The sequence below is a fragment of the Silicimonas lutimaris genome (assembly GCF_047314965.1).
In the GTDB taxonomy this organism is placed as follows: Bacteria; Pseudomonadota; Alphaproteobacteria; order Rhodobacterales; family Rhodobacteraceae; genus JAVJUV01.
Map to the genome: position 1 here is coordinate 91,634 of NZ_JBLBVK010000039.1, position 22,186 is coordinate 113,819.

At 62.3% G+C, this 22,186-nt stretch carries 22 protein-coding genes; 11 read left to right on the top strand and 11 right to left on the bottom strand.

The genetic code is table 11. The features are described 5' to 3' along the window. Positions 1-49: 49 nt before the first annotated feature. Positions 50-1,111, bottom strand: coding sequence for a transporter substrate-binding domain-containing protein (locus ACKLNI_RS05520; RefSeq protein ID WP_413718045.1), 1,062 nt, complete (start codon positions 1,109-1,111; stop codon positions 50-52). A 137-nt stretch (positions 1,112-1,248) separates the two neighbouring features. Between ACKLNI_RS05520 and trxB the strand changes: the two genes are divergently transcribed. The 3 genes from trxB (at position 1,249) to ACKLNI_RS05535 (ending at position 4,872) form a co-directional block, all read left to right on the top strand. Then, the gene (trxB, locus tag ACKLNI_RS05525) at positions 1,249-2,220 is read left to right on the top strand and encodes a thioredoxin-disulfide reductase (RefSeq protein WP_413718046.1); all 972 of its coding nucleotides are present in this window, start codon (positions 1,249-1,251) and stop codon (positions 2,218-2,220) included. Then, positions 2,217-2,957, top strand: a complete 741-nt coding sequence (locus ACKLNI_RS05530) for an FkbM family methyltransferase (RefSeq protein ID WP_413718047.1) — start codon at positions 2,217-2,219, stop codon at positions 2,955-2,957. Before trxB ends, ACKLNI_RS05530 begins: the two co-directional genes overlap by 4 nt. A gap of 208 nt (positions 2,958-3,165) precedes the next feature. Then, complete coding sequence (locus tag ACKLNI_RS05535; protein ID WP_413718048.1) at positions 3,166-4,872, top strand: bifunctional sulfate adenylyltransferase/adenylylsulfate kinase; 1,707 nt, start codon at positions 3,166-3,168, stop codon at positions 4,870-4,872. 275 nt (positions 4,873-5,147) lie between these two features. Here ACKLNI_RS05535 and ACKLNI_RS05540 read toward each other — a convergent pair whose 3' ends face one another. Together ACKLNI_RS05540 and ACKLNI_RS05545 are read right to left on the bottom strand one after the other, a co-directional pair. Next, positions 5,148-6,467, bottom strand: a complete 1,320-nt coding sequence (locus ACKLNI_RS05540) for an ammonium transporter (RefSeq protein ID WP_413718070.1) — start codon at positions 6,465-6,467, stop codon at positions 5,148-5,150. Positions 6,468-6,492: 25 nt separating this feature from the next. Next, the gene (locus ACKLNI_RS05545; protein WP_413718049.1) at positions 6,493-6,831 is read right to left on the bottom strand and encodes a P-II family nitrogen regulator; all 339 of its coding nucleotides are present in this window, start codon (positions 6,829-6,831) and stop codon (positions 6,493-6,495) included. A 266-nt stretch (positions 6,832-7,097) separates the two neighbouring features. Between ACKLNI_RS05545 and ACKLNI_RS05550 the strand changes: the two genes are divergently transcribed. Continuing rightward, positions 7,098-9,248 carry a transglycosylase domain-containing protein gene (locus ACKLNI_RS05550; RefSeq protein ID WP_413718050.1) on the top strand — a complete coding sequence of 717 codons (2,151 nt, stop codon included), beginning with the start codon at positions 7,098-7,100 and terminating at the stop codon, positions 9,246-9,248. A gap of 5 nt (positions 9,249-9,253) precedes the next feature. Here the strand turns inward: ACKLNI_RS05550 and ACKLNI_RS05555 are convergent, their stop codons facing one another. From ACKLNI_RS05555 to ACKLNI_RS05570, 4 genes are all read right to left on the bottom strand, one after another. Continuing rightward, positions 9,254-9,907 (bottom strand): phosphoribosylanthranilate isomerase, encoded by a 654-nt coding sequence (locus tag ACKLNI_RS05555; protein WP_413718051.1) that lies wholly within the window; start codon positions 9,905-9,907, stop codon positions 9,254-9,256. Positions 9,908-9,928: 21 nt separating this feature from the next. Then, on the bottom strand, positions 9,929-10,276 hold the full coding sequence (locus tag ACKLNI_RS05560) for a lipopolysaccharide assembly protein LapA domain-containing protein (RefSeq protein ID WP_413718052.1): 348 nt from the start codon (positions 10,274-10,276) through the stop codon (positions 9,929-9,931). A 6-nt stretch (positions 10,277-10,282) separates the two neighbouring features. Beyond that, on the bottom strand, positions 10,283-10,570 hold the full coding sequence (ihfB, locus tag ACKLNI_RS05565) for an integration host factor subunit beta (protein WP_413718053.1): 288 nt from the start codon (positions 10,568-10,570) through the stop codon (positions 10,283-10,285). 245 nt (positions 10,571-10,815) lie between these two features. Beyond that, the gene (locus ACKLNI_RS05570; RefSeq protein ID WP_413718054.1) at positions 10,816-11,619 is read right to left on the bottom strand and encodes a sulfotransferase family protein; all 804 of its coding nucleotides are present in this window, start codon (positions 11,617-11,619) and stop codon (positions 10,816-10,818) included. A 145-nt stretch (positions 11,620-11,764) separates the two neighbouring features. On the opposite strand from ACKLNI_RS05570, the gene ACKLNI_RS05575 reads away from it, so the two are divergent. The 4 genes from ACKLNI_RS05575 to ACKLNI_RS05590 all read left to right on the top strand — a co-directional run bounded on the left by ACKLNI_RS05575 (position 11,765) and on the right by ACKLNI_RS05590 (position 14,805). Then, entirely contained in the window at positions 11,765-13,339 is a 1,575-nt protein-coding gene (locus ACKLNI_RS05575) for a DUF5928 domain-containing protein (RefSeq protein WP_413718055.1), read from the top strand. An 8-nt stretch (positions 13,340-13,347) separates the two neighbouring features. Further along, positions 13,348-13,728 carry a histidine triad nucleotide-binding protein gene (locus tag ACKLNI_RS05580; protein WP_413718056.1) on the top strand — a complete coding sequence of 127 codons (381 nt, stop codon included), beginning with the start codon at positions 13,348-13,350 and terminating at the stop codon, positions 13,726-13,728. A 100-nt stretch (positions 13,729-13,828) separates the two neighbouring features. Next, entirely contained in the window at positions 13,829-14,026 is a 198-nt protein-coding gene (locus ACKLNI_RS05585; RefSeq protein ID WP_413718057.1) for a zinc-finger domain-containing protein, read from the top strand. 212 nt (positions 14,027-14,238) lie between these two features. Continuing rightward, entirely contained in the window at positions 14,239-14,805 is a 567-nt protein-coding gene (locus ACKLNI_RS05590) for a GAF domain-containing protein (RefSeq protein ID WP_413718058.1), read from the top strand. Between the two features lie 8 nt (positions 14,806-14,813). On the opposite strand, the gene ACKLNI_RS05595 is transcribed toward ACKLNI_RS05590, so the two are convergent. The 4 genes from ACKLNI_RS05595 to ilvD all read right to left on the bottom strand — a co-directional run bounded on the left by ACKLNI_RS05595 (position 14,814) and on the right by ilvD (position 18,371). Next, a complete protein-coding gene (locus ACKLNI_RS05595; protein ID WP_413718059.1) occupies positions 14,814-15,185 on the bottom strand; it encodes a hypothetical protein in 372 nt (123 codons plus the stop codon). Between the two features lie 11 nt (positions 15,186-15,196). Continuing rightward, positions 15,197-15,928, bottom strand: coding sequence for a DUF6478 family protein (locus ACKLNI_RS05600; RefSeq protein ID WP_413718060.1), 732 nt, complete (start codon positions 15,926-15,928; stop codon positions 15,197-15,199). Positions 15,929-16,036: 108 nt separating this feature from the next. Next, positions 16,037-16,666 carry a hypothetical protein gene (locus tag ACKLNI_RS05605; RefSeq protein ID WP_413718061.1) on the bottom strand — a complete coding sequence of 210 codons (630 nt, stop codon included), beginning with the start codon at positions 16,664-16,666 and terminating at the stop codon, positions 16,037-16,039. Then, a complete protein-coding gene (gene ilvD, locus ACKLNI_RS05610; protein WP_413718062.1) occupies positions 16,647-18,371 on the bottom strand; it encodes a dihydroxy-acid dehydratase in 1,725 nt (574 codons plus the stop codon). The genes ACKLNI_RS05605 and ilvD overlap by 20 nt, the downstream gene beginning before the upstream one ends. 149 nt (positions 18,372-18,520) lie before the next feature. Here ilvD and ACKLNI_RS05615 point away from each other — a divergent pair, with 149 nt between their 5' ends. The 3 genes from ACKLNI_RS05615 to ACKLNI_RS05625 are packed head-to-tail and all read left to right on the top strand — an operon-like array spanning position 18,521 to position 21,723. Next, the gene (locus ACKLNI_RS05615; protein ID WP_413718063.1) at positions 18,521-19,411 is read left to right on the top strand and encodes a CPBP family intramembrane glutamic endopeptidase; all 891 of its coding nucleotides are present in this window, start codon (positions 18,521-18,523) and stop codon (positions 19,409-19,411) included. 59 nt (positions 19,412-19,470) lie between these two features. Continuing rightward, positions 19,471-20,409: an acetyl-CoA carboxylase, carboxyltransferase subunit beta gene (gene accD / locus ACKLNI_RS05620; RefSeq protein ID WP_413718064.1), complete on the top strand. Its 939-nt coding sequence runs from the start codon at positions 19,471-19,473 to the stop codon at positions 20,407-20,409. Positions 20,410-20,445: 36 nt separating this feature from the next. Beyond that, positions 20,446-21,723, top strand: coding sequence for a bifunctional folylpolyglutamate synthase/dihydrofolate synthase (locus ACKLNI_RS05625; protein ID WP_413718065.1), 1,278 nt, complete (start codon positions 20,446-20,448; stop codon positions 21,721-21,723). Positions 21,724-22,186: the final 463 nt, after the last annotated feature.

Consider the following 22,186-nt stretch of genomic DNA (forward strand, 5'->3'; position numbering starts at 1 on the left):
CGCAACAAAAGAAAACGTCGGGCGTCTCACGGATGGGCTTCGGGGTGCGTCAGTAGTCGGCTCCGAACCACTTGACGACCAGTTGCTCATAGGTCCCTTCCTCGCGCAACTGCAGGATCGTCTGGTTCAGTTCTTCCTTGGCCCGGTGCCCCGCGATCATCGCGATTCCGTATTTCTCGGGCTTGAAGATGCGCCCCGCCAGTTCGAACCGCCCATTCCCGTCATGGGCCGCGTAATAGGCCAGGATCGGCGCGTCATGGACGACCGCGTCCAGCTCACCCGCCTCCAGAGCCCCGAACATCTCTTTCAGTGTGGGATAGCCGATATAGGCTATCCGCACCTCGTCCAGGAACTGCGCCGAGGTCGAGCCGCCCGTGGTGCCCACCCGCTTGCCGTGGAGATCGTTGTATCCGTCCACCTGCGACGACAGCTCGCTGACGGTCAGCGATGCGGTGATCTGCGCCACGAAGGCTGAAACGGCGAACAGCCCGGTCAGGATCAGCGAAAAGGCTAGAAGCCGCCCGCTGCGGGTCTTGGGAGATGAAATCTCGAACCCCGCCTGCGTCACCACGTTGACGGCCCACCAGATGCCCTCGCCCACGCTGCCGATCTTCCCGTCGTCGTAGTCGTGATCTTCGACATGGTCCCGCCGACCTTCGAACCGCGAGATCAGCGCGCCCGCACCCAAAAGCAACAGGATCGCGCCACCGACCCACAACAAGAGATCGCGACTGAACAGAATCGAAAAGATGTTCGCCCCTCCGCCGATCGGCGTCAGCACGATCAGGCCCGCATCAAAGATCGGCTGCGAGAAATCCATGTCCATCTCGCGCGCCGACGTGATCGAGATATTGGCCGCGGCCATATCGGCCTGAAGCCCGCGAACCGAGTCCAGCAGGCTGACGAACGTGTCGTGCTCGACGTAGTTGTATTCCCAACCCATGCGCGCGCCGACCTCTGCCAGAAGGTCGATGCTGAAACCGGCCCAGCCCGTTTCTGTCTTGAAACTGAACGGCTTTCGCTCGATCGTGCTGACGGTGAAGGTATCCTGCGCGATCGCAGACCAGGGCAGCGCCAGGAATATGGCGCAGAGCAAAGTTCTCAAATTCATTTGGTTCGCCCTATCGGACCGGCAATCACCCGGTCTCTAGAACATTGCATGACCTGCCGGCAAGCAACTCCGAACAGGGTCTTTCGATCCCTCGCCTATCGGCATATATGAAAAGCGAATGAACCGAGGGGGATTACATGGCCGAGACCAGGCACGTGAAAGTATTGATCATCGGCTCCGGCCCCGCCGGATATACAGCCGCCGTTTATGCCAGCCGCGCCATGCTGGAACCCGTCCTCGTTCAGGGCATTCAGCCGGGCGGCCAGTTGACCATCACCACCGAGGTCGAGAACTGGCCCGGCGACATCGAAGTGCAGGGCCCCGACCTGATGGCCCGAATGGAAGCCCATGCGCGCAGTGTCGGCACCGAGATCATCTCCGACCACATCCAGACGCTCGACCTGTCGAAGCGGCCGTTCACCGCCCAGGGCGACTCGGGCACCGTCTATACTTGCGATGCGCTGATCCTCGCGACCGGCGCGCAGGCCAAGTGGCTCGGCTTGCCGTCCGAAGAGAAATTCAAGGGCTTCGGCGTCTCGGCCTGCGCCACCTGTGACGGCTTCTTCTATCGCGGCCAGGAGGTCGTCGTGATCGGCGGCGGCAACACCGCGGTCGAAGAGGCGCTGTTCCTGACCAACTTCGCCTCCAAGGTCACCCTGATCCATCGTCGCGACGAACTACGCGCCGAAAAGATCCTTCAGCACAGGCTGTTCAACAACCCCAAGGTCGAGATCATGTGGGATCATGCGGTCGAGGAAGTGATCGGCGCGGAAAACCCGCTTGGCGTAGAAGGCGTGCGCGCCAAGAACGTAAAGACGGGCGAAATCACCGAGGTTCCCTGCAAGGGCTTCTTCGTCGCCATCGGTCACGCACCCGCCTCCGAACTGGTGAAGGATCAGCTGGAACTGCACCACGGCGGATATGTGGTGACAAAGCCCGATTCCACCGCCACCTCGATCCCCGGTGTGTTTGCCGCCGGCGACATCACCGATCACGTCTACCGGCAGGCGGTTACATCGGCGGGCATGGGTTGCATGGCAGCACTCGAAGCCGAGCGTTTTCTGGCCGAACAGGATGCCGGAGACGTGACGGCCGACGCCGCCGAATGACGCCGGACGTCCAGAACATTCTGGACAAGCTGGATCGCGGAGAGCCGCTGGAAACGAGGCAGATCGATCTGATCGCATGCCAGATCGCGGGGAAACACGTGACCTTCTGCGTCGATTTCGAGAGAGATCCGATCCAGCGGCATCACAGGCGCGGGAAGTTCTACGAAAGACCTGAGCTGGAACACCTGCGCGGGGTGGTGAAACCGAAAGCCGTGATATTGGACATCGGCGCGAACACCGGAAACCACACGCTGTTCTTTGCCATGCATCTCGATGCAGCGCGTGTCATTCCAATCGAACCCAATCCGCAGGTCTACAGGCTTCTGATCGCCAACGTGCTGGTCAACGGTCTTCGGGAGTTGGTCGAACTCGGCTTCCTCGGCGTCGGTCTGTCCGACGCGGCTGCAGAGGGATTCGCGATGGAACAGCGGCGGGCCAATCTTGGTGCCGCCCGGATGATCCCCGATCAGGGCGACATTGCCACCCATACGGGGGACGCGCTCTTTGCCGGGATTGCGCCGGATTTCATCAAGATCGATGTCGAGGGCATGGAAATGCAGGTGCTTTCAGGGCTTGAGACAATCATTGCCGCCCATCAACCAGTTTTGCTGGTGGAAGTGGACAAGGCGAACGACACCCTCTTCAAAGCCTGGGCGGAATCCAGGGGCTACGGAATCGACCAGACCTGGAGCCGCTACGAGGCGAACAACAACTACCTTCTGAGCAAGCGCATGTGACAGACAGAAAATCAGGCAAATTTCCCGGCTTTTTCATGTTCCTTGATGCCTTGGTCTTGCTCCAACAGGGTCCTAAGTTAATTTTCGCAATAGTCACAGCTACTATGAGAAATCGTTCCAAGACATTCCCCGAACCGGCCTTGCAAATTGCAGGCTGCAGGTCTATGCGCCGAAAATTCTTGTAACCCTGAGAAATCGTCGACTGTCCATGCAGATTCCCAATCACGTCCCCGTTCCCGAACTGTTCGTTTCCTACGAAAGCGCGCAGAAACTCAAGGCCGAGGCCGGCGACCTCCCTTCCTGGGATCTCTCGCAACGCCAGATATGTGATCTTGAACTGCTGATGAATGGCGGCTTCTTCCCGCTGAAGGGCTTTCACAGCGAAGCGGACTACAATGGCGTCGTGGAAAACATGCGCCTTTCGGACGGCTCCCTCTGGCCGATCCCGGTGACCCTGGACGTGTCCGAGGCCTTCGCCGACGGTCTGGAACTGGGTCAGGATATCGCGCTCCGCGATCAGGAAGGCGTTATCCTCGCCACGATGACGGTCACCGACCGCTGGACGCCCGACAAGGCGCGCGAGGCCGAAAAGGTCTTCGGAGCGGACGACAGTGCGCACCCTGCGGTGAACTACCTGCACAACGTGGCAGGCAAGGTGTATCTCGGCGGCCCGGTGACCGGCATCCAGCAGCCGGTGCACTATGATTTCAAGATGCGCCGCGACACGCCGAACGAGTTGCGCGCGTATTTCCGCAAGCTTGGCTGGCGCCGCGTCGTCGCCTTCCAGACACGGAATCCGCTGCACCGCGCGCACCAGGAATTGACCTTCCGCGCCGCGAAGGAAGCCGAGGCCAACCTTCTGATCCATCCCGTCGTCGGGCTGACGAAACCCGGCGATGTCGATCACTTCACCCGGGTGCGCTGCTATGAGGCGGTTCTGGACAAGTACCCGGCCGCAACAACCACAATGAGCCTTCTGAACCTGGCGATGCGCATGGCCGGCCCCCGTGAGGCCGTCTGGCACGGGATCATCCGCCGCAACCACGGCTGCACCCACATGATCGTCGGCCGCGACCACGCCGGCCCCGGCAAGAATTCCATGGGCGAGGATTTCTACGGCCCCTACGATGCCCAGGAGCTCTTCGCGCAGCATCAGGACGAGATCGGCATCGAGATGGTCGATTTCAAACAGATGGTCTATGTGCAGGAACGCGCGCAATACGAGCCTGCCGACGAGGTAATCGACGGTGCGACCGTTCTGAACATTTCGGGAACCGAACTGCGCCGCCGCCTGCGCGAGGGTCTGGAGATTCCCGAGTGGTTCTCCTTCCCCGAGGTCGTATCGGAACTGCGCCGCCGGTATCCGCCACGCTCGCAGCAGGGCTTCACGGTATTCTTCACCGGCTTGTCGGGCTCGGGAAAATCGACGATCGCAAACGCGCTGATGACCAAGCTGATGGAATTGGGCGACCGTCCGGTCACGCTGCTGGACGGCGACATCGTCCGCAAGAACCTCTCCTCGGAACTTGGGTTCTCGAAAGAGCACCGCGACCTGAACATCCGCCGGATCGGCTATGTGGCGTCCGAGATCACGAAGAACGGCGGCATCGCGATCTGCGCGCCCATCGCGCCCTATGCCGTGACGCGCCGCGCGGTCCGAGAAGAGATCGAGGCCTACGGTGCCTTTGTCGAGGTTCACGTCGCGACCTCGCTGGAGGAATGCGAACGCCGCGACCGAAAGGGGCTCTACAGGCTTGCGCGGGAAGGCAAGATCAAGGAGTTCACCGGAATCTCCGACCCCTACGACGTGCCCGAGAGCCCGGAGATCCGTCTCGACACCGAGAATGTCGAGGTAGATCACTGCGCCCACCAGGTGCTTCTGAAACTGGAACAGATGGGGCTGGTGGCCGGCTGAGCCATCGCCGCCTTCGGCGTCGACCAGCCGGGGGAGCGCTGCTCCCCCGGACCCCCTGGGGATATTTTCGGGCCAACAATAACCTTCGGTTAACTTTGCCGGAACACAAGCTATCCGGCGGTGCAGGCTGGGAAGCCGATGACCGCGGCCGGCAATGACCGGGCGGCCCGCCTTCGATCGAGGCGGGCCGCGTCTTTTTCTGCATGTCGCACAAAAGAAAAAACCCGGGCGTTTCCGCCCGGGCCAGGTTTTTCGAAGACTGACAGGAAGGGACGTCAGCCTTTCGAGAAGTCCGGATAGGCCTCCATGCCCAGCTCCGAGGTGTCGAGACCGTTGATCTCGGCTTCCTCGCTGACGCGGATACCCATCACGCCTTTCAGGACAATCCAGACCACCAGCGATATCACGAAGGTGAAGATGCCATAGGCGAGGATACCGGTGATTTGCGCCCCAAGCGTCGCGCTACCCGAGAAGGCGACCGCGATGGTGCCCCAGATACCCGCGAAGAGGTGAACCGGGATAGCGCCCACGACATCATCGATCTTGAGCTTGTCAAGAAGCGGAACCGTGAAGACAACGATCACACCGCCGACGCCGCCGATCAGAAGCGAGCCGAAGAGCGACGGTGCGAGCGGCTCGGCGGTAATCGACACGAGGCCGGCCAGCGCGCCGTTCAGCACCATGGTCAGGTCGACCTTCTTGTAGAGGACCTGCGTCAGGATCAGCGCCGCGATCGAACCCGAGGCTGCCGCCATGTTCGTGTTGGCGAAGATGCGGCTGACATCGGTGATGTCGCCCACGGTGCCGGCCGCCAGCTGCGAGCCACCGTTGAAGCCGAACCAGCCCAGCCAGAGGATGAACGTACCCAGCGTTGCGAGGGCCAGGTTCGAACCCGGCATCGGGTGAACCCGTCCGTCCTTGTACTTGCCGATACGCGGCCCGAGGATCAGAGCGCCCGCGAGAGCCGCCCAGCCGCCGACCGAATGAACGATGGTCGAGCCGGCGAAATCCGAGAAACCGGCTTCGGACAGCCAGCCGCCACCCCACTGCCATGAGCCCGAGATCGGGTACATGACACCGGTCAAAATGACGACGAAGATCAGGAATGGCCACAGCTTGATGCGCTCGGCCAGGGCGCCCGACACGATCGACGCGGTGGCCGCGACGAACATCAGCTGGAAGAAGAAGTCCGAGCCGACAGAGGCATAGTCAAGCGACGCATCCGCGGCGGCGAGGCCGACGGGCTCCAGCGACGTGGGCGAGAAGAAAGGCCCAAGCCATCCGGCGATCGACCAGGCGTCGCCCGGATACATCAGGTTGAAGCCGATCAGCCAGTACATGACGGACGCAATCGAGAACAGCGCAATGTTCTTGGTCAGCTGCATCGTGACGTTCTTGGAGCGCACGAGTCCGGCTTCGAGCATCGCAAAGCCGGCGGCCATCCAGAACACCAGGAAACCGCCCACCAGGAACAGGAGGGTGGTCATGATATAGGGCCCGATTTCGTCGAAACCCGGAGCGGCGTCCTGCGCCAGTACGAAGGTCGGAAGTGCCGTCAGGGCACCGGCGACCGAAAGTGTCTTCATGAATTTCATCTGTCTTGTGTCCCCTTGTGGCACGTCAGATCGCGTCGTCATTGGTTTCGCCGGTACGCACGCGCAGCGCGTTTTCGACATCGAGAACGAAAATCTTGCCGTCACCGATCTTGTCGGTCTTGGCTGTGCTTGCGATGGTCTCGACCACCTGGTCGGCCATCGAGTCTGCGACGACGATTTCCAGCTTCACCTTTGGCACGAAGTTCACGGCGTATTCCGCGCCGCGGTAGATTTCCGTATGTCCCGACTGCGAGCCGAAGCCCTTGATTTCGGTGACCATCATGCCGCGCACTCCGATAGAGGTCAGCGCTTCGCGCACCTCTTCGAGCTTGAACGGCTTGATCGCTGCGATGATGAGTTTCATAGCTCCCCTTCCGCTTTCACGGCGTCCCGTCACGCCGTGCTTCACGGGGTGGAAAAGAGCGGGAGAGTCGGAGATGGACAAGAATTGAGAGGGGTTAAAACAGGGCAGATTCCCGGAAGTTTGCACATTTTTTGCACAAAAATATGTTAATGCACACTTTTTAATCACTTAGCGAAAGGTCAGAGATACAGACCTGATCCAAAGTTACTCCACATCCTCCACTGAACGTCGTATGGTTCCGGAGGGCAGGAACATGAGTAGGTAGTATGAGCGGCTCGAACAGCAGGCGGCCGCCGCTTGTGGCCGACAAGCGGCCGTCGAAATCGAAGAAGACTTCGGCGACACGGAAAACCACCGGCAGCCGGCGCAAGGCTGCTCCGGCGCGTCGGCGTTCGCGGAACCCTCTTGTCTGGCTGGTCTCCGGCGTCTTCAGGTTGTTCTGGGGCATAGGCTGGCGGGTCACGGCGCTGGTTGCGCTTGCGGTTGCGGGCGCGGTTCTGTTCTACGCCGCGACGCTGCCGCCGGTCGGCAATCTTCTGGATGCCCGCGCCCGGGGCTCGGTCACGTTGCTGGACCGCGACGGACAGGTCTTCGCATGGCGCGGAGAACAGTTCGGCGGCCAGATCACCGCCGACACCGTCTCACCTCACCTCAAGAACGCTGTCGTCGCCACCGAGGACAAGCGATTCTACGGGCATTTCGGACTTTCTCCGCGCGGCATCGCCAGTGCCGTGCGGATCAACCTCAGCGAAGGACGCGGTCCGCTCTCGGGCCACGGCGGCTCGACCATCACCCAGCAGACCGCCAAGCTTCTTTGCCTCGGAACCGAGTACGACCCCGCCTCGGGCATGAGCGAAGCCGAGTTCGAGGCCGACTGCCGGCGCAGCACGCTGACGCGCAAACTCAAGGAAGCCGTCTACGCGATGGCAATGGAACTGCGCTATTCCAAGGACGATATCCTCACCATCTATCTCAACCGGGCCTACCTCGGCGCGGGCGCGCGTGGCTTCGAGGCCGCCGCCCAGCGCTATTTCGGGCGCTCGGCCAACGAGCTTCTGCCGGCAGAGGCCGCCATGCTCGCCGGTCTCCTCGTCGCGCCGACACGCTATGCTCCTACGGCCAACCTGCAACGCAGTCAGGACCGCGCCAACCTGATCGTCGGATTGATGGAGGAACAGGGCTATCTGACGGCCGCGCAGGCCGCGGATGCCCGGCAGAACCCGGCGCGCCTCTCCGCGGCAGCCGAAGCGAGGGCCGGCGGCTATTTCGCCGATTGGGTTATGGATGCGGGCCCCTCCTTCCTGACCGACGAGACCACCGAAGACGTGATCATTCGCACCACTCTCGATCAGAAAATCCAGCAATCGGCCGAAGACGCCCTGCAATGGGTCTTCGAGAACAAGGTGCGTGAGGGCTCCGAGGCGCAGGCGGCGATCGTCATCATGAGCGCCGACGGCGCCGTCCGCGCCATGGTGGGCGGGCGCAAGTTCCGCGGCGTGGCCGGACAGTTCAACCGCGCCATCCAGGCCAAACGCCAGACAGGCTCATCGTTCAAGCCCTTCGTCTATGGCGCTGCCTTGGACCTCGGATATTCGCCGAATGACACCGTCATCGACGAACCCTACTGTCTCGACGTTCCCGGCTCGGGCCGGTGGTGCCCGTCGAACTACGACAACACCTTTGCCGGACGCGTGACGCTGACCGACGCCCTCGCCCGCTCACTGAACATTCCGGCCGTCAAGGTCTTCGAGCGCGTAGGCCGGGAGGCCGTGGTCAACATCGCCACGGATTTCGGGATCGAAAGCGACATGGCCGTCGGCCCTGCCCTTGCCCTCGGAACATCCGAATCCACCCTGCTCGAAATGACTGGCGCCTATGCCGGGATACTGAACGGCGGCTCCTCGGTCGAGCCTTACGGGTTGGTCGAACTGACGCTCAAGGGCGACAGCGACCCTCTTCTCACGCAGGAGGGCGGCATCGGAGAGCGGGTCATCTCGCCTCAAGCCGCACAGCAACTCGTCTACATGATGAGCCAGGTGATTGAACGCGGTACCGGAACCCGCGCCCAGCTTCCGGGCCGACCCGCCGCAGGCAAGTCAGGCACGACCCAGGCCGCCCGTGACGCCTGGTTCATCGGCTTCACCGCCGATTACGTGACCGGCGTCTGGATGGGCTACGACGACAACACGCCGCTGACCGGCGTCACCGGGGGCGGACTGCCCGCGGAGATCTGGAAAGAGACGATGGTAAGGGTCCACGAAGGCCTGCCGGTCCGCCCCCTGCCAATGATCGCCCCCGAGCCGCCGCGGCAGGTCTCGACCGAGCGCAGCCAGCGCAACCAGCGCAGCAGGTCAGGTGAAAGCGCCGTAGACCGAGTGATCCTGAACGTGCTGAACGAGCTCTTTGGCCGCCGGTGACGCGCCTAGCGCGCGAGGGCCATCGCATTTTGCAGAAAGGCGCAGATCATCCCGGCGTCCTTGACGCCCGGAGCGGATTCCACACCCGACGACACATCCACCTGCCGCGCCCCGGTCAGAGCGATGGCCTCGCCCACATTCTCCGCCGTCAGCCCGCCGGCCAGCATCCAGGGCACCGACCAGCGCCGATTGGCGATCAGGCGCCAGTCGAATGACAACCCGTTTCCACCAGGCAGGACCGCGTGTCGCGGCGGCTTGGCGTCGATCAGCAACTGATCCGCCACGGGCGAGTAGAGATCGATCTTGGCGATGTCGTCTTCGTCGGCAATCCCGACAGCCTTCATGACCGGAAGGCCAATGCGCCTCCGCACCTCGGCGACGCGCTCGGGCGATTCGCTGCCGTGCAACTGGATCATATCCAGAGGCACGCGCGCCAGGATGTCATCCAGGAACGCATCGTCCGCATCCACCACTAGCCCGACCTTGGCCACTCCGGGCGGCACTTCGACCGCAAGGTTACGCGCCTGTTCGATGCTCACGTTCCGGGGCGATTTGGCGAAAAAGACAAATCCAACATAGGCCGCACCGCAATCGACAGCTGCGGCGACGCTTTCGGGGGCTGAAAGCCCGCAAATCTTGACGCGTGTTCCCGAACTCATGGGGCGGATGTAACGCCCTTGTCAGCGGCTCTCAAGGAGGGCAAGCACATCGTCGCCCTTTTCCTGGCGCGGAGGGGCGGTCTTCTTGACCTCGCGCTCCAACCGCTCGCGCTCCTTGCGCTCATACACGGCCTCCGCCCGATAGCGGTGCTCGCGGATCCACTCCCAGACAAAACCAAGCAGAACGCCGACCAGAACAGCCGCCAGCAGGACAAGGAAAGCAGGAAACGTCACTTGCCACGACAGTCCGAACAGCCCTTCAAGCTCTTCGGGCAGCAACCGGACAGTCAGCGGGCCGCGATTGGCGACGGCAACGGTAATCAGGACGATCGCGATCACGCCCAGAACTGAATACCGGAAATATCGCATGAACGATCAGCCCTCTTTACCGTTCAGCCGGTCCCTGAGCAGCTTGCCGGTCTTGAAGAAGGGAACGGCCTTCTCATCGACCTCGACGCTTTCCCCGGTCCGCGGATTGCGCCCGACGCGCGCATCGCGCTTCTTCACGGAAAACGCCCCGAAGCCGCGAAGCTCCACACGGTCACCGCGCGCCATGGCTTCAATGATCTCGTCGAATATGGTGGACACAATACGTTCGACGTCACGCTGGTACAGGTGCGGGTTTTCGTCAGAGATCTTTTGAACCAGCTCGGATCTGATCATGTGTCCCCCCAGGGAAATGCATTTCGGGCAGCCGCCATTCGGGCGATCTTTATCAAGCCAGACTATAGGCTGAAATACTCTGCGACGGAACATCTCTTGACTTAGAAAATTGCGGAATCAGGCGACTAATGTGCTGAATCTTGACGCTAAATGTTGCGTTTGATCATCTCGGCATCCGCGTTTCCGCCACCGAAGGCCATGCTGCGCTGCGGCTTTGCACCACGATTCGGCAGCGCAACCGCAAGTTATCCAGCCAGCTTCCGGTGCACTTCCTCGAGATCGATATCACCCGTCGGACGCGAATTGCCCGGGTTCTCGAAATCGTATCGGAACAATTCGAAGTCCCGCTTGTAGATCTCGTAGACCAGATGCATCGACAGGTCGTCGAAGAAATCCTCGATCGGATAGGCCCGCTTTGGCGCGTGCCCCTCGCTTTCGTTGAATCGCGGTATGGCGCCCAGATCGACCGGATGGCGCAGGTCGACATGATCGAGCACGTCCTGCATCCCCTCGTTGAAGGCCTCGGTCCAGAATATCCGGTCATACCGCCCGCCATTCGCAATGAAGGTCGAGATATGCCCCGACATCGACGACCAGTGAATGTCCGGATCCATGGGCTTGCGGAACCGGATGGTATCCCGCGCGAACAGCAGAAAGCGCCGGAACATCGCGATCTGGTCGAAGTCACCGTCAACCTCGATCCCGTAATTCTGCGCCAGCTGCGGAATCAGGTTGCCGCGATACCGCTGCCCGTTCCGCTGAATGCCGCAAATCTTGTCGAAGAACGACGACAGAATACGCGTGTACGGATTGCGCACGCAGGTGAAGGAATAGCTTTTGTGGCCCAGCACATTCGCCTCGATCACGGGCTGGCTGTCTTCCTGCGCCCATTTGTGAAGCCCTTCCCGCGCATCATGGATATCGCCGTCGAAGAAAACGCCGTGATCCGAGTAGAACATGATCTGGCCAATGGTCGAGCAAGCGCATTTCGGCACCACGCGATAGACCATGCTCTCGCTGATCGTCATCCATGTACCGGGAAAGCCCATCCAGCCGAAGTCTCCACCTCTGCAATCGCCGCGATACTGACGATGCCTCGGGGGAAAAAAGCAAAATTCCAAGGTTCCTTCAATCCGTCGAATTGCGCTAGAACGTGGCAACCGAAGGCAAGCGGCAAAAACGACCGGGGGGCAGGTGGCCGAGATCGCCTATATTCTGCTGTGCCACAAGGACGTGGACGCGGTCGTGGCCAAGGCTCAAAGCCTGACGGCTGCGGGCGACTCGATTTCCATACACCTCGACGCAAACGCCTCGCGCGGCGATTTCGAAACACTGAGGTCGGCCCTTGCATCGAACCCCCGGGTGGTCCTGGCCCCGCGAAAGCGATGCGGTTGGGGCGAGTGGAGCCTTGTGGACGCAACCCTCTCGGCCGTCCGCGCCGCTGCCAGTGCCTTTCCGCGCGCGACGCATTTCTACCTGCTGTCCGGCGACTGCATGCCGATCAAGACGGCCGAGTACGTTCACGACGTCCTAAACGCCAGCGACAAAGACTACATCGAAAGCTTCGATTTCTTCCGGTCCGGCTGGATCAAGACGGGCTTCCGTGAGGAACGGCTGATCTACCGCCACTGGTTCAACGAACGCACGCAGGCGCGCCGCTTCTACGCGTCCTTCAACCTGCAAAGACGTCTTGGCTTGAAGCGCATCATCCCCAGGGATCTGAAGATGATGATCGGCAGCCAGTGGTGGTGCCTCAGGCGGCGGACCATCGAGGCGATACTCGATTTCATGGGCTCCCGACCGGATGTCGCGCGCTTCTTCAGGACAACCTGGATCCCCGATGAGACCTTCTTCCAGACGCTCGTCAGGCACCTTGTCCCGGATGCCGAGATCGAGAACCGCTCGCTGACTTTCCTGATGTTCTCCGACTACGGGATGCCGGTGACGTTCTACAACGATCACTACGACATGCTGATTTCCCAGGACTACCTTTTCGCTCGAAAGATCAGCCTCGAAGCGGACGACCTGAAAAGCCGGCTCGGATCGCTCTACAATGCAACCGGTGTCGAGTTCCGTATCTCCAACGAAGGCCAGAAACTCTATTCCTTTCTAACCCGCCGCGGTCGCTCGGGCGAGCGCTTCGCGCCGCGCTTCTGGGAGGCGGAATCGACCGTCGGGCGCGAACGCACCCTCCTCGTTGTCACCTGTAAGAAATGGCACGTGGCCAAGCGCCTTCTGGAGCGTATCGGTCACAAGTCCAATATTCACGCCATCGAGTATCTGTTCGACGAAGAGGCAACCGCCCTGCCCGATCTCGGTGGAATCCAGGCCTCGCTGGAAAAGCGCACGCGCCACCGCCGCGCGCTGATGCGGATGCTGTTCGACTATTACGAAACCGACCGCATCATCATCTGCCTCGATCCGTCCAACTTCGACCTGTTCGAGGACTTCTACGCGGACCGGAACGAAACCCGCCTGCTGGAAATCGAATGCCAGTACAGCGACGCCTATCTCGAAGGCCACGCCATGCGCGTGGGCCTTGCCGGGCCCAACAGCACCGAAGACACCTTCCGCCGCCTGCTTCCGGCGATCCGGAATGATGTCTACCGGGAAAGCGAACGCATCCGGGATCAGAACTTCCCCGAGTTCTATCGCCTCCGCGAAAGGAACACGCCCGAAGAAAACGCGGTCGCACTCTCTGGATTTCTGCGCATCGATCAGGATAAAGCGCTGGAAATCGCTTCCACCAACTACCTCTTCGACGACTGAGGACCCTCATGGCATATACCTACGACGACCAGAATATTTTCGCGAAGATCCTGCGCGGTGAGATCCCGAATACTACCGTTCGCGAAACCGAGCATACCCTCGCCTTCAGGGATATCGCGCCACAGGCCCCAGAGCACATTCTCGTCATTCCCAAGGGTACCTACGTGACAGCCGATCACTTCGCCACCGAAGCCAGCGATGCCGAGATCGCGGATTTCTGGCGCACGCTGGGCGAAATCACCCGCGAACTCGGGGTGGCGGCCGACATTGGAAACGGATACCGGCTGATCGCGAATTCCGGGATCGACGGCGTGCAGGACGTGCCACATTTCCACATGCACATCCTTGCCGGACGAAAGCTTGGACCGATGCTCATGCGTCGCGACTGAGCGCTGAAGAGCCTCGCTAAACTTTCGCTTTCCACCTCTTGCCGCCTTTTCCTGCGCGACTTAGAACAGACGAGCCTCGAGTTTTTGATGGAGCTGCAGGATGTCGACCAAAACGAACGAAAAGACCACGGCTCATCCTCCGCCGGAAACCGAAACGGTCACCGCTCACCGTATCGCCTGCGACGGCGGTGAAGGCGCCCTCGGGCATCCCCGCGTGTGGCTTTCGATCGATCCCGAAAAAGGCTGGGTCGAATGCGGCTATTGCGACAAGCGCTACGTTTACGCCGCCGACGCCTGAACGGCGGCCTTACGACCCCGGTCGGATCGTTCCCGAAGGCGGGTTGATTGCACCCGAACAGCAGACGGATCGTGCCAGCGAACCGCATCTTCTTCGCTTTTGAGCGACATCATCTCATTTTTTTCCGCTTTTCGCAGGGCAACGAAGGCGCTACCATCGCTGCATTTCATGACAGGGCTCCATTTTTTGCCCGCTGACATAGGAGATGCGGCTTGGGTGTAGAGTCGCCACCTTCAAGGGGATCATTCGGCCTCGAGGAACTTGGTCTCTTCGACACCACGCCTCTTAAGCCACTGGATACGATCGTCGATCTGTGCGCCGAGGCGATCGATGCGCCTGTCGTCGCCTTCCTGGTCTTCGATGACAATGCCGCATCCATGGTGATCAAGTCGATCATCGGCGGCGCAGACGTCCGTCCAGGTCCCATTGGCGTACAGGCCGAGCGCTCTGCCTGTGACCTCGTCAGGCGAGAGGCCTGCGCGATCGGCATCGGCAATCTTTCTGCCCGCACCGAAACGGCACAGGTGTTCGAGCGCCGGAAACTTGGCGCGATCGGCTTCCTTGCCGCGCCAGTACACGGCCCGGACGGAGCGATCATCGGTGTCCTCGCGGCCATGACTCCGTCCGAGCATCACTGGACCAGGCACGAGAAAAAGCTGATCGAAAATTACGCCTATCTGCTTTCCGAGCAGGTGATGTTTCGCGCCGCGCTGCAGACGGTCAAGATTTTGTCCCGGGAATTCTCGCCATTCGGAAAACCGGTGCGGCTCCGGAACTGATCGCGGTCTCAGGTCGTCTCGCTGCAATGCCGCCGAAAGGCACGCTTCAGCAGATCCAGTTCGGCCTTCAAAAGCGCCAGTTCGGCCCGCAGATCGCCCGAAACCTCGTCACCCGCGATGACCGTCTCGTGCGCCAGCGCCTCGCCCGTCCGGGCGTCCTCGATGACGAAGGTCTGTACACCGTCCGACAACCGGTCAAGCGGCAAATGGAACCTGACCGTCCAGCCGTCGCGGTCTTGCGCCGGAGAGGTCTCGGGCTCGCCCACCAGATCGTCCCTGTGCCGGATACGCAGCTTCGGCGGATGCGGCTCACGCCCCGACAAAAGTCCTTCCCAGACCCCGTTGACCAGTCTCATGCGTGTCAAGGTCGCTCCGGACACGGCGATCTCCCCTAGAACTCGGCGCGCGGTCGGCGCGACATCGTCAAATCCGAAATCCGGAAGCGGTTCATGGCCGGCCGCTCGAAGATCAGGTCGATCCATGCCGCCGAGACCCGTTCCTCATCCAATTCCGCCGTCGCAAGATCGAGATCGACATGATCCGCCTCGCCGAAGGCCGCAACAACCTGCGCCACGTTGGGTCCGTGGCGGACGTTCAGACGGCCGAAACAGGACACCGGATGGTCCATTGTCAGATCCAGACCAATCCGCAGGATATGCGCGCGCGACATGCCCCGCACCGCCGCCTCGGGCAAGTCGATGGCCACGCTCAGGAAAGCCCCATCGAAATGGAAAACCTCGATATCCGTGGCAAAGGCCGGGACACCGCCGGTAACCCGGGACTGACGGACAAGATATTCACCCCGCGGACAGTCGTGAAAGAACTTCGCCTCGCCACCGAAGCCGGCACCGTTCTCCGGCGACACCAGTCCGGCCGGCGTGACGGGAGCCGACCAAAGCTCCGGCCTCCAGGCCCAGTCCGCATGCAAAGGACGAGGCAGAGCCGCCTTGGGCAAAAGCCGCAGTTCAGCCGTGTGCGTCACGCGCTGGAGCTGCAGGGAAAGATGCCTTGCCCGCTTGCCGAGGCTTCGAAGCAAGGCCGGATCGATATGCTCGGCCTCAAGGGCCACGCGGCTCCACCGCCGCATGATCCCCTGTTCCAGAATCCTATCGATAAATGCCATAGCCATCCAGAAGCCACACGATCCTGTGGTCAACTTAACGCGCACCACTAAATCGTGGCAACAGCACCGATAACAGAAGGCGTTAACTTTTTGTGGATAAATGCCGGATCAGCGCGTGTTGGTCGTGCGGATGCGCTCCACCTGGGCTGTAAGAGTCTGAAATCCCTCGGGCACCTCGATTGGCCGCCCGTCAAGTTCAACGAGAGAAACCGTCACGAAGCGGCCTCCAAGGCCGAAAATTGCCCGCCAGTAATCTTGCGAGACACCCGGGACCGGGCGAATGCTGCGGTCTTCGAGGTGCAGGAGCAACAGGTCATCGCCCCGCCGCGCCTCGAGAATCTGCACCGAACCGGCGCTGCCGTCGCGCGCAAGCGCTGCCTTGCCGCTCTCGGAAGTCAGGAACTCCTGCAGAACCTCGGCAGGCGGCAGATCTCCGCCCCGGTTTTCAACCGAAACGGTCACCACGCCGGGAACCTCGGGACGCGGCGCAAAGGCGTTCTGTGCGATGGCCGCGCAACTTCCCAGCACCACAACAGACGTTTCGCCATCCGTGCGGGTGGTTCTTGTGTCCACGCACCATCCACGGGTGCCGGAGACGACAAGGCCATCGGGCAACTCGATACGCTCCGGTGCCGAGCGGGTTACATTGAACCCCTCGAAACCGCTTAAACCACCGTCGCAGGCGGCCAGTCCGAAGACGGCCGCCAGCAGAAAAAGCTTAGAGATCGGCGTAGACATGCTTTTCTTCTCGCGCGCCGGGATGCGTGACGGCGCCCAGACGGGTCGAGCCGACAAGCTGCGCATATTTCCAGAGAGCGCCCGAGGAATAGATCGTCTCGCGCGGGATGTATTCGCGCGCCTTCAGTTCCTCGTCGGTCAGGTCGACGCTGATCTCACCCTTGATCGCGTCGATCGTGATCATGTCGCCATCGCGCAGTTTGCCAATGGGACCGCCCATCGCCGATTCCGGTCCGACATGGCCAACGCAAAAGCCCCGCGTCGCGCCCGAGAACCGGCCATCGGTGATCAGCGCCACCTTCTTGCCCATGCCCTGGCCCGACAGCGCCGCCGTCGTCGCCAGCATTTCGCGCATGCCGGGGCCGCTCCTCGGTCCCTCGTTGCGGATGACCAGAACCTCGCCTTCCTTGTAGGTCCGCGCTTTCACGGCTTCGAAGGCGTCCTCCTCGCACTCGAACACGCGCGCCGGGCCGGTGAATACCTGCTCGGCTTCGCTCATCCCCGCGACCTTCACGATCGCTCCTTCGGGCGCCAGATTGCCCTTCAGCCCAACGACGCCGCCGGTCTTCGTGATCGGCGTCTCGATCGGATAGATTACGCGGCCATCGGCCACGCCCTCTATCTTGTCCAAGGCCTCGCCGATGGTCTCGCCACTCGCGGTCATGCAGTCCTCGTGAAGCAGGCCGGCCTTGCGAAGTTCCTTCATGACGACCGGCACGCCGCCCACCTCGTAAAGGTCCTTGGCCACGTATTTGCCGCCCGGCTTCAGGTCGACGAAATACGGCGTGTCGCGGAAGATGTCGCAGACATCGAACAGGTCGAAATCGATCCCGGCCTCATGCGCGATCGCGGGTAAGTGCAGGCCCGCATTGGTCGAACCGCCGGTGCAGGCCACGACGCGCGCGGCGTTTTCAAGCGACTTGCGGGTCACGACGTCACGGGCACGGATGTTCTTCTCCAGAAGGTTCATCACGGCCAGGCCGGAGGCCGTCGCATAGGCGTCACGGCTCTCGTAAGGAGCGGGCGCGCCGGACGAATTCAGAAGTGCAAGGCCGATAGCCTCGGAGACGCAGGCCATCGTGTTCGCGGTGAACTGGCCGCCGCATGCGCCAGCCGAAGGGCAGGCGACCTTTTCCAGCGCGCGCAGTTCCTCGTCCGAGTTCTGGCCCGCCTGGTGACGGCCCACGGCCTCGAAAACGTCCTGCACGGTGACGTCTTGGCCCTTGTACCGGCCCGGCATGATCGACCCGCCGTAGATGAACACCGACGGCACGTTCAGGCGCACCATCGCCATCATCATCCCCGGCAGCGACTTGTCACAGCCAGCCAGCCCCACGATCGCGTCATAGCAGTGCCCGCGCATCGTCAGCTCGACGGTATCGGCAATCGCCTCGCGCGACGCCAGCGACGAGCGCATGCCCTCGTGCCCCATCGCGATACCGTCGGTCACGGTGATCGTAGTGAATTCACGTGGCGTGCCGAAACCTTCCTTTACGCCCAGCTTCACCGCCTGAGCCTGCCGGTTCAGCGCGATGTTGCAGGGCGCGGCCTCGTTCCAGCAGGTGGCGACACCTATGAAGGGCTGCGCGATCTCTTCCTCGCTGATCCCCATCGCGTAGTAATACGACCGGTGCGGCGCCCGCGCCGGACCTTCCGTGACGTGACGGCTGGGCAGTTTGGATTTGTCGAACTTCTTCTTCAGCATGGGCTCCCTCCCGCGTGTATCGCGCCGACGAGGCTTAGACCCTGCAAGCCCGCTGGGCAAGCGCGAGACGCGGAATTTCGCTGGTGAAATCGCGCGTCCCGCATGAAAAACCGATTGACCCTACCCGACACTGCCATAGCCTCGCGACGATGAACCTTTCCCGCTACACCCCGATGATCGAGGACGCTCGGCAGCGCCCGGCTCTCTGGCGGTTGCTTCTCGGGCTCGGGACGGTGTTTTCGGTTCTGGTGCTCTGGTTCGCCGCCCTGATCGCGTTCCGAGCCCTGACGACCGGGGCGCAATTCGTCGATGCGGGCGCCGAGTTGATCACGCTTGGCGCGGACCACCCCGGCCAGGCCGTGCTGTTCCTGATGATCGTGGCGGGACTGGGGCTCGGCACCTGTGCCGCCGCGGCGGTCTGGCAACGCCGCTCGCCGCGCTCGCTCATCGGACCGGGCGCGAGAACCCTGCGCCAGGGGTTCATCGCCGCCGCAGTCACCTTCGGATTCCTCGGTGCGCTCAGCCTCGTCTCCCTGCCGCTTTCGGAATTGCCGATCCCCAACCAGCCGCTGCACACGTGGCTGGCGTGGCTCCCGCTTGGCGTCCTCGCGCTGATCTTCCAGACCGGAAGCGAGGAGATCCTGTTCCGCGGCTACCTGCAAAGCCAGTTCGCCGCGCGGTTCCGCAGCTTGGCGGTCGCCATCGCCGTTCCCTCCGTCATGTTCGGCTTCGCGCATTTCGTTCCGGTCTTTCCCACCCTCGCGGCGATGACCTACGTTCTGATCGCGGCGCTGTTCGGCGTCCTGGCCGCCGACCTGACCATACGCACCGGCAGCATCGGCGCAGCCTGGGGGTTTCACTTTGCCAACAACGCGCTCGCCATCCTTTTCGTGGCGCCTTCAGGCTCGATCACCGGCCTCGCGCTCTGGCGCACGGCCGAGGAATTCGGCCCCGAGACATTCGCCTCCCCGCTCGCCACGCTCGAGGTTCTGGTGCTGCTGGCCAGCTGGTTCCTGATCCGCCGCGCCCTGCGCGTCTGATTGCATTTCCCGTCGCACCGCCTTAACTGGGGCCTGAGACAGGGGAACAGGTCACATCGATGAACTGGATTTCGAACTACGTCAGGCCAAAGATCAACTCGCTCTTCTCGCGCCGGGAAGTGCCGGAGAACCTGTGGAGCAAGTGCCCCGAATGCGGCACCATGCTGTTCCACCGCGAACTGGCCGAGAACCTGAACGTCTGCCCGAACTGCGACCATCACATGGCGATCACCCCGCGGGAGAGGTTCGCCGCGCTCTTCGATCAGAGCGTTTTCACCGAGATCGACGTGCCGCAACCCACGGCTGACCCTCTGCATTTCCGCGATCAGAAGAAATACCCTGAACGCCTGAAGGCCGCCCAGAAACAGACCGGCGAAAAGGAAGCCATGCTGGTTGCCGAAGGCGAAATCGGCCGCACTCCGATCATCGCGGCGGCGCAGGACTTCAGCTTCATGGGCGGCTCCATGGGGATGTATGTGGGCAACGCCATAATTGCGGCCGCCGAACGCGCGGTCACGCTCAAGCGCCCGCTGATCCTGTTTTCCGCCGCCGGGGGCGCGCGCATGCAGGAAGGCATCCTGTCGCTGATGCAGATGCCCCGCTCCACCGTCGCCGTGGAAATGGTCAAGGAAGCGGGACTTCCCTATATCGTCGTTCTCACGCATCCGACGACCGGAGGGGTCACCGCCTCCTACGCGATGCTGGGTGACGTGCACATCGCCGAGCCGAACGCGCTGATCTGTTTTGCCGGCCCCCGCGTGATCGAGCAAACCATCCGCGAAAAACTGCCGGAAGGCTTCCAGCGCGCCGAATATCTGCTGGACCACGGCATGCTGGACCGCGTGACGCACCGCCGCGACATGAAGTCCGAGCTGGTGACGATCACCCGCATGCTCATGGGCCTGCCCCCTGCAATTGCCGGCGATCTTCCGGCGCCGATCCGGTCCGAAGAGCCTTCCCTTCCCGCTACAAAGGACGCCAAGGCCAAGGCCGGCTGATCCGTCCAACCTCACTTGCCGCCGGGATGCACGCCGATGACCAAGCCGTCCTCCTCCGACGCAATTCTTCAGCGCATGATGGCGCTGCATCCGAAGGTTATCGACCTGACGCTTGACCGCATGGGCCGCTGCCTCGACGCGGTTGGCAAGCCTCACGAACACCTGCCCCCTGTGATCCATGTCGCAGGGACCAATGGAAAGGGCTCGACCCAGGCCATGATCCGCGCCGGGCTGGAAGCCGCGGGTCAGACGGTTCATGCCTATACGTCGCCCCATCTGGCCTGGTTTCACGAGCGCATCCGCGTCGCCGGCGAAATCATCTCCGAAGAAAAGCTGACCGCCATCCTGGACGAGGTCTATCAGGCCAATGGCGGCCACCAGATCACCTATTTCGAGATCACCACGGTCGCCGCCTTCCTCGCCTTCGTCCGCGAGACGGCCGACTGGACCTTGCTCGAAGTCGGGCTCGGCGGGCGCCACGACGCCACCAATGTCGTGGATCATCCCCGGCTGACGATCATCACCACCGTGGACCTCGATCACCAGCAGTTCCTCGGCGAAACATTAGGCGAAATCGCCTACCAGAAGGCCGGGATCATCAAGCGCGGCGTGCCCGTGGTGATCGGTCCCCAGCACGAGGAAAGCCTCGAGGTGATCGAGGCCGAAGCGGCCAAATACAGCGCGCCCTGCCTCACCCATGGCCAGCACTGGCACGCCTGGGAGGAACGCGGGCGGCTGATCTACCAGGACGAGACCGGCCTTCTCGACCTGCCGCTGCCGAACCTGCGCGGTCCGCACCAGATCGGTAACGCGGGCATGGCCATCGCGGCGCTCCGCCACCTCGGCTTCGGCGAAGCCGCCTGCGAAGGCGCCGTCACGAACGCCTACTGGCCCGCCCGCATGCAGCGACTCCACCACGGCCCGCTGGTCGAGGCCGCGCCCTGGGCCGAGCTCTGGCTCGACGGCGGCCACAACCCGGCCGCGGGCGAGGCGCTGGCTGCCACGCTCGCCGAAATGCCCCGGCGCCCGACCTACATGATCTGCGGCATGCTCTCGACCAAGGATGTCGCCGGTTACCTGCGCCCCCTTGCAGCCCAGGCCGACAGCCTCCACGCGGTCGCCATCCCCGGCGAGACCGCCACGCTCCCCGCCGAAGACACCGCCGCCGCCGCCGAAAGCGTCGGCCTCCCCGCGATCGTCGCCACGTCGGTCGGAGAGGCGCTGGCCGATATCGTAGGCCGGGACCCGACAGCGCGGGTGCTGATTTGCGGCTCGCTCTACCTTGCCGGATCGGTGCTCAGGGAGAACGGGTAAGGGGTGACGAGAGGGGCCTTGATGTGCCGCGCGGCGTCCGACCGCGGAGGGACCTGAAACAGTCTCGGTCGTCGCTTTATGGTCTCACGTGCCTCCAGCGGTTGTACGGTCTGCACCGTCGAAAAGCGTCCGCCCGGGGGGCGGTATTCGTCGGGCGAACCGTCTACTGTTCGGTCCGCTGATCCTCCTGATCGCTGCGTGGCGGCGCGCAAAGGCGCGCCTTGATTCCGCGCGACAGGCACCACCCGGACCTCCGGCCGAGCACTGAGGCCAGAAACTCTGGGTGTCCGGAAGGCGGGACGGAACTGCCGTTTGACGTATCAAGGTGAGATCAATACCTCTCCCTCAATCTCCATGGCAAAGCCAAGCGGCAATCCCGGCACTCCAATCGCGGATCTCGCATGTCGACCTATGGTCGAACCGAATACATCGATGATGAGATCGCTAAATCCATTCACGACAA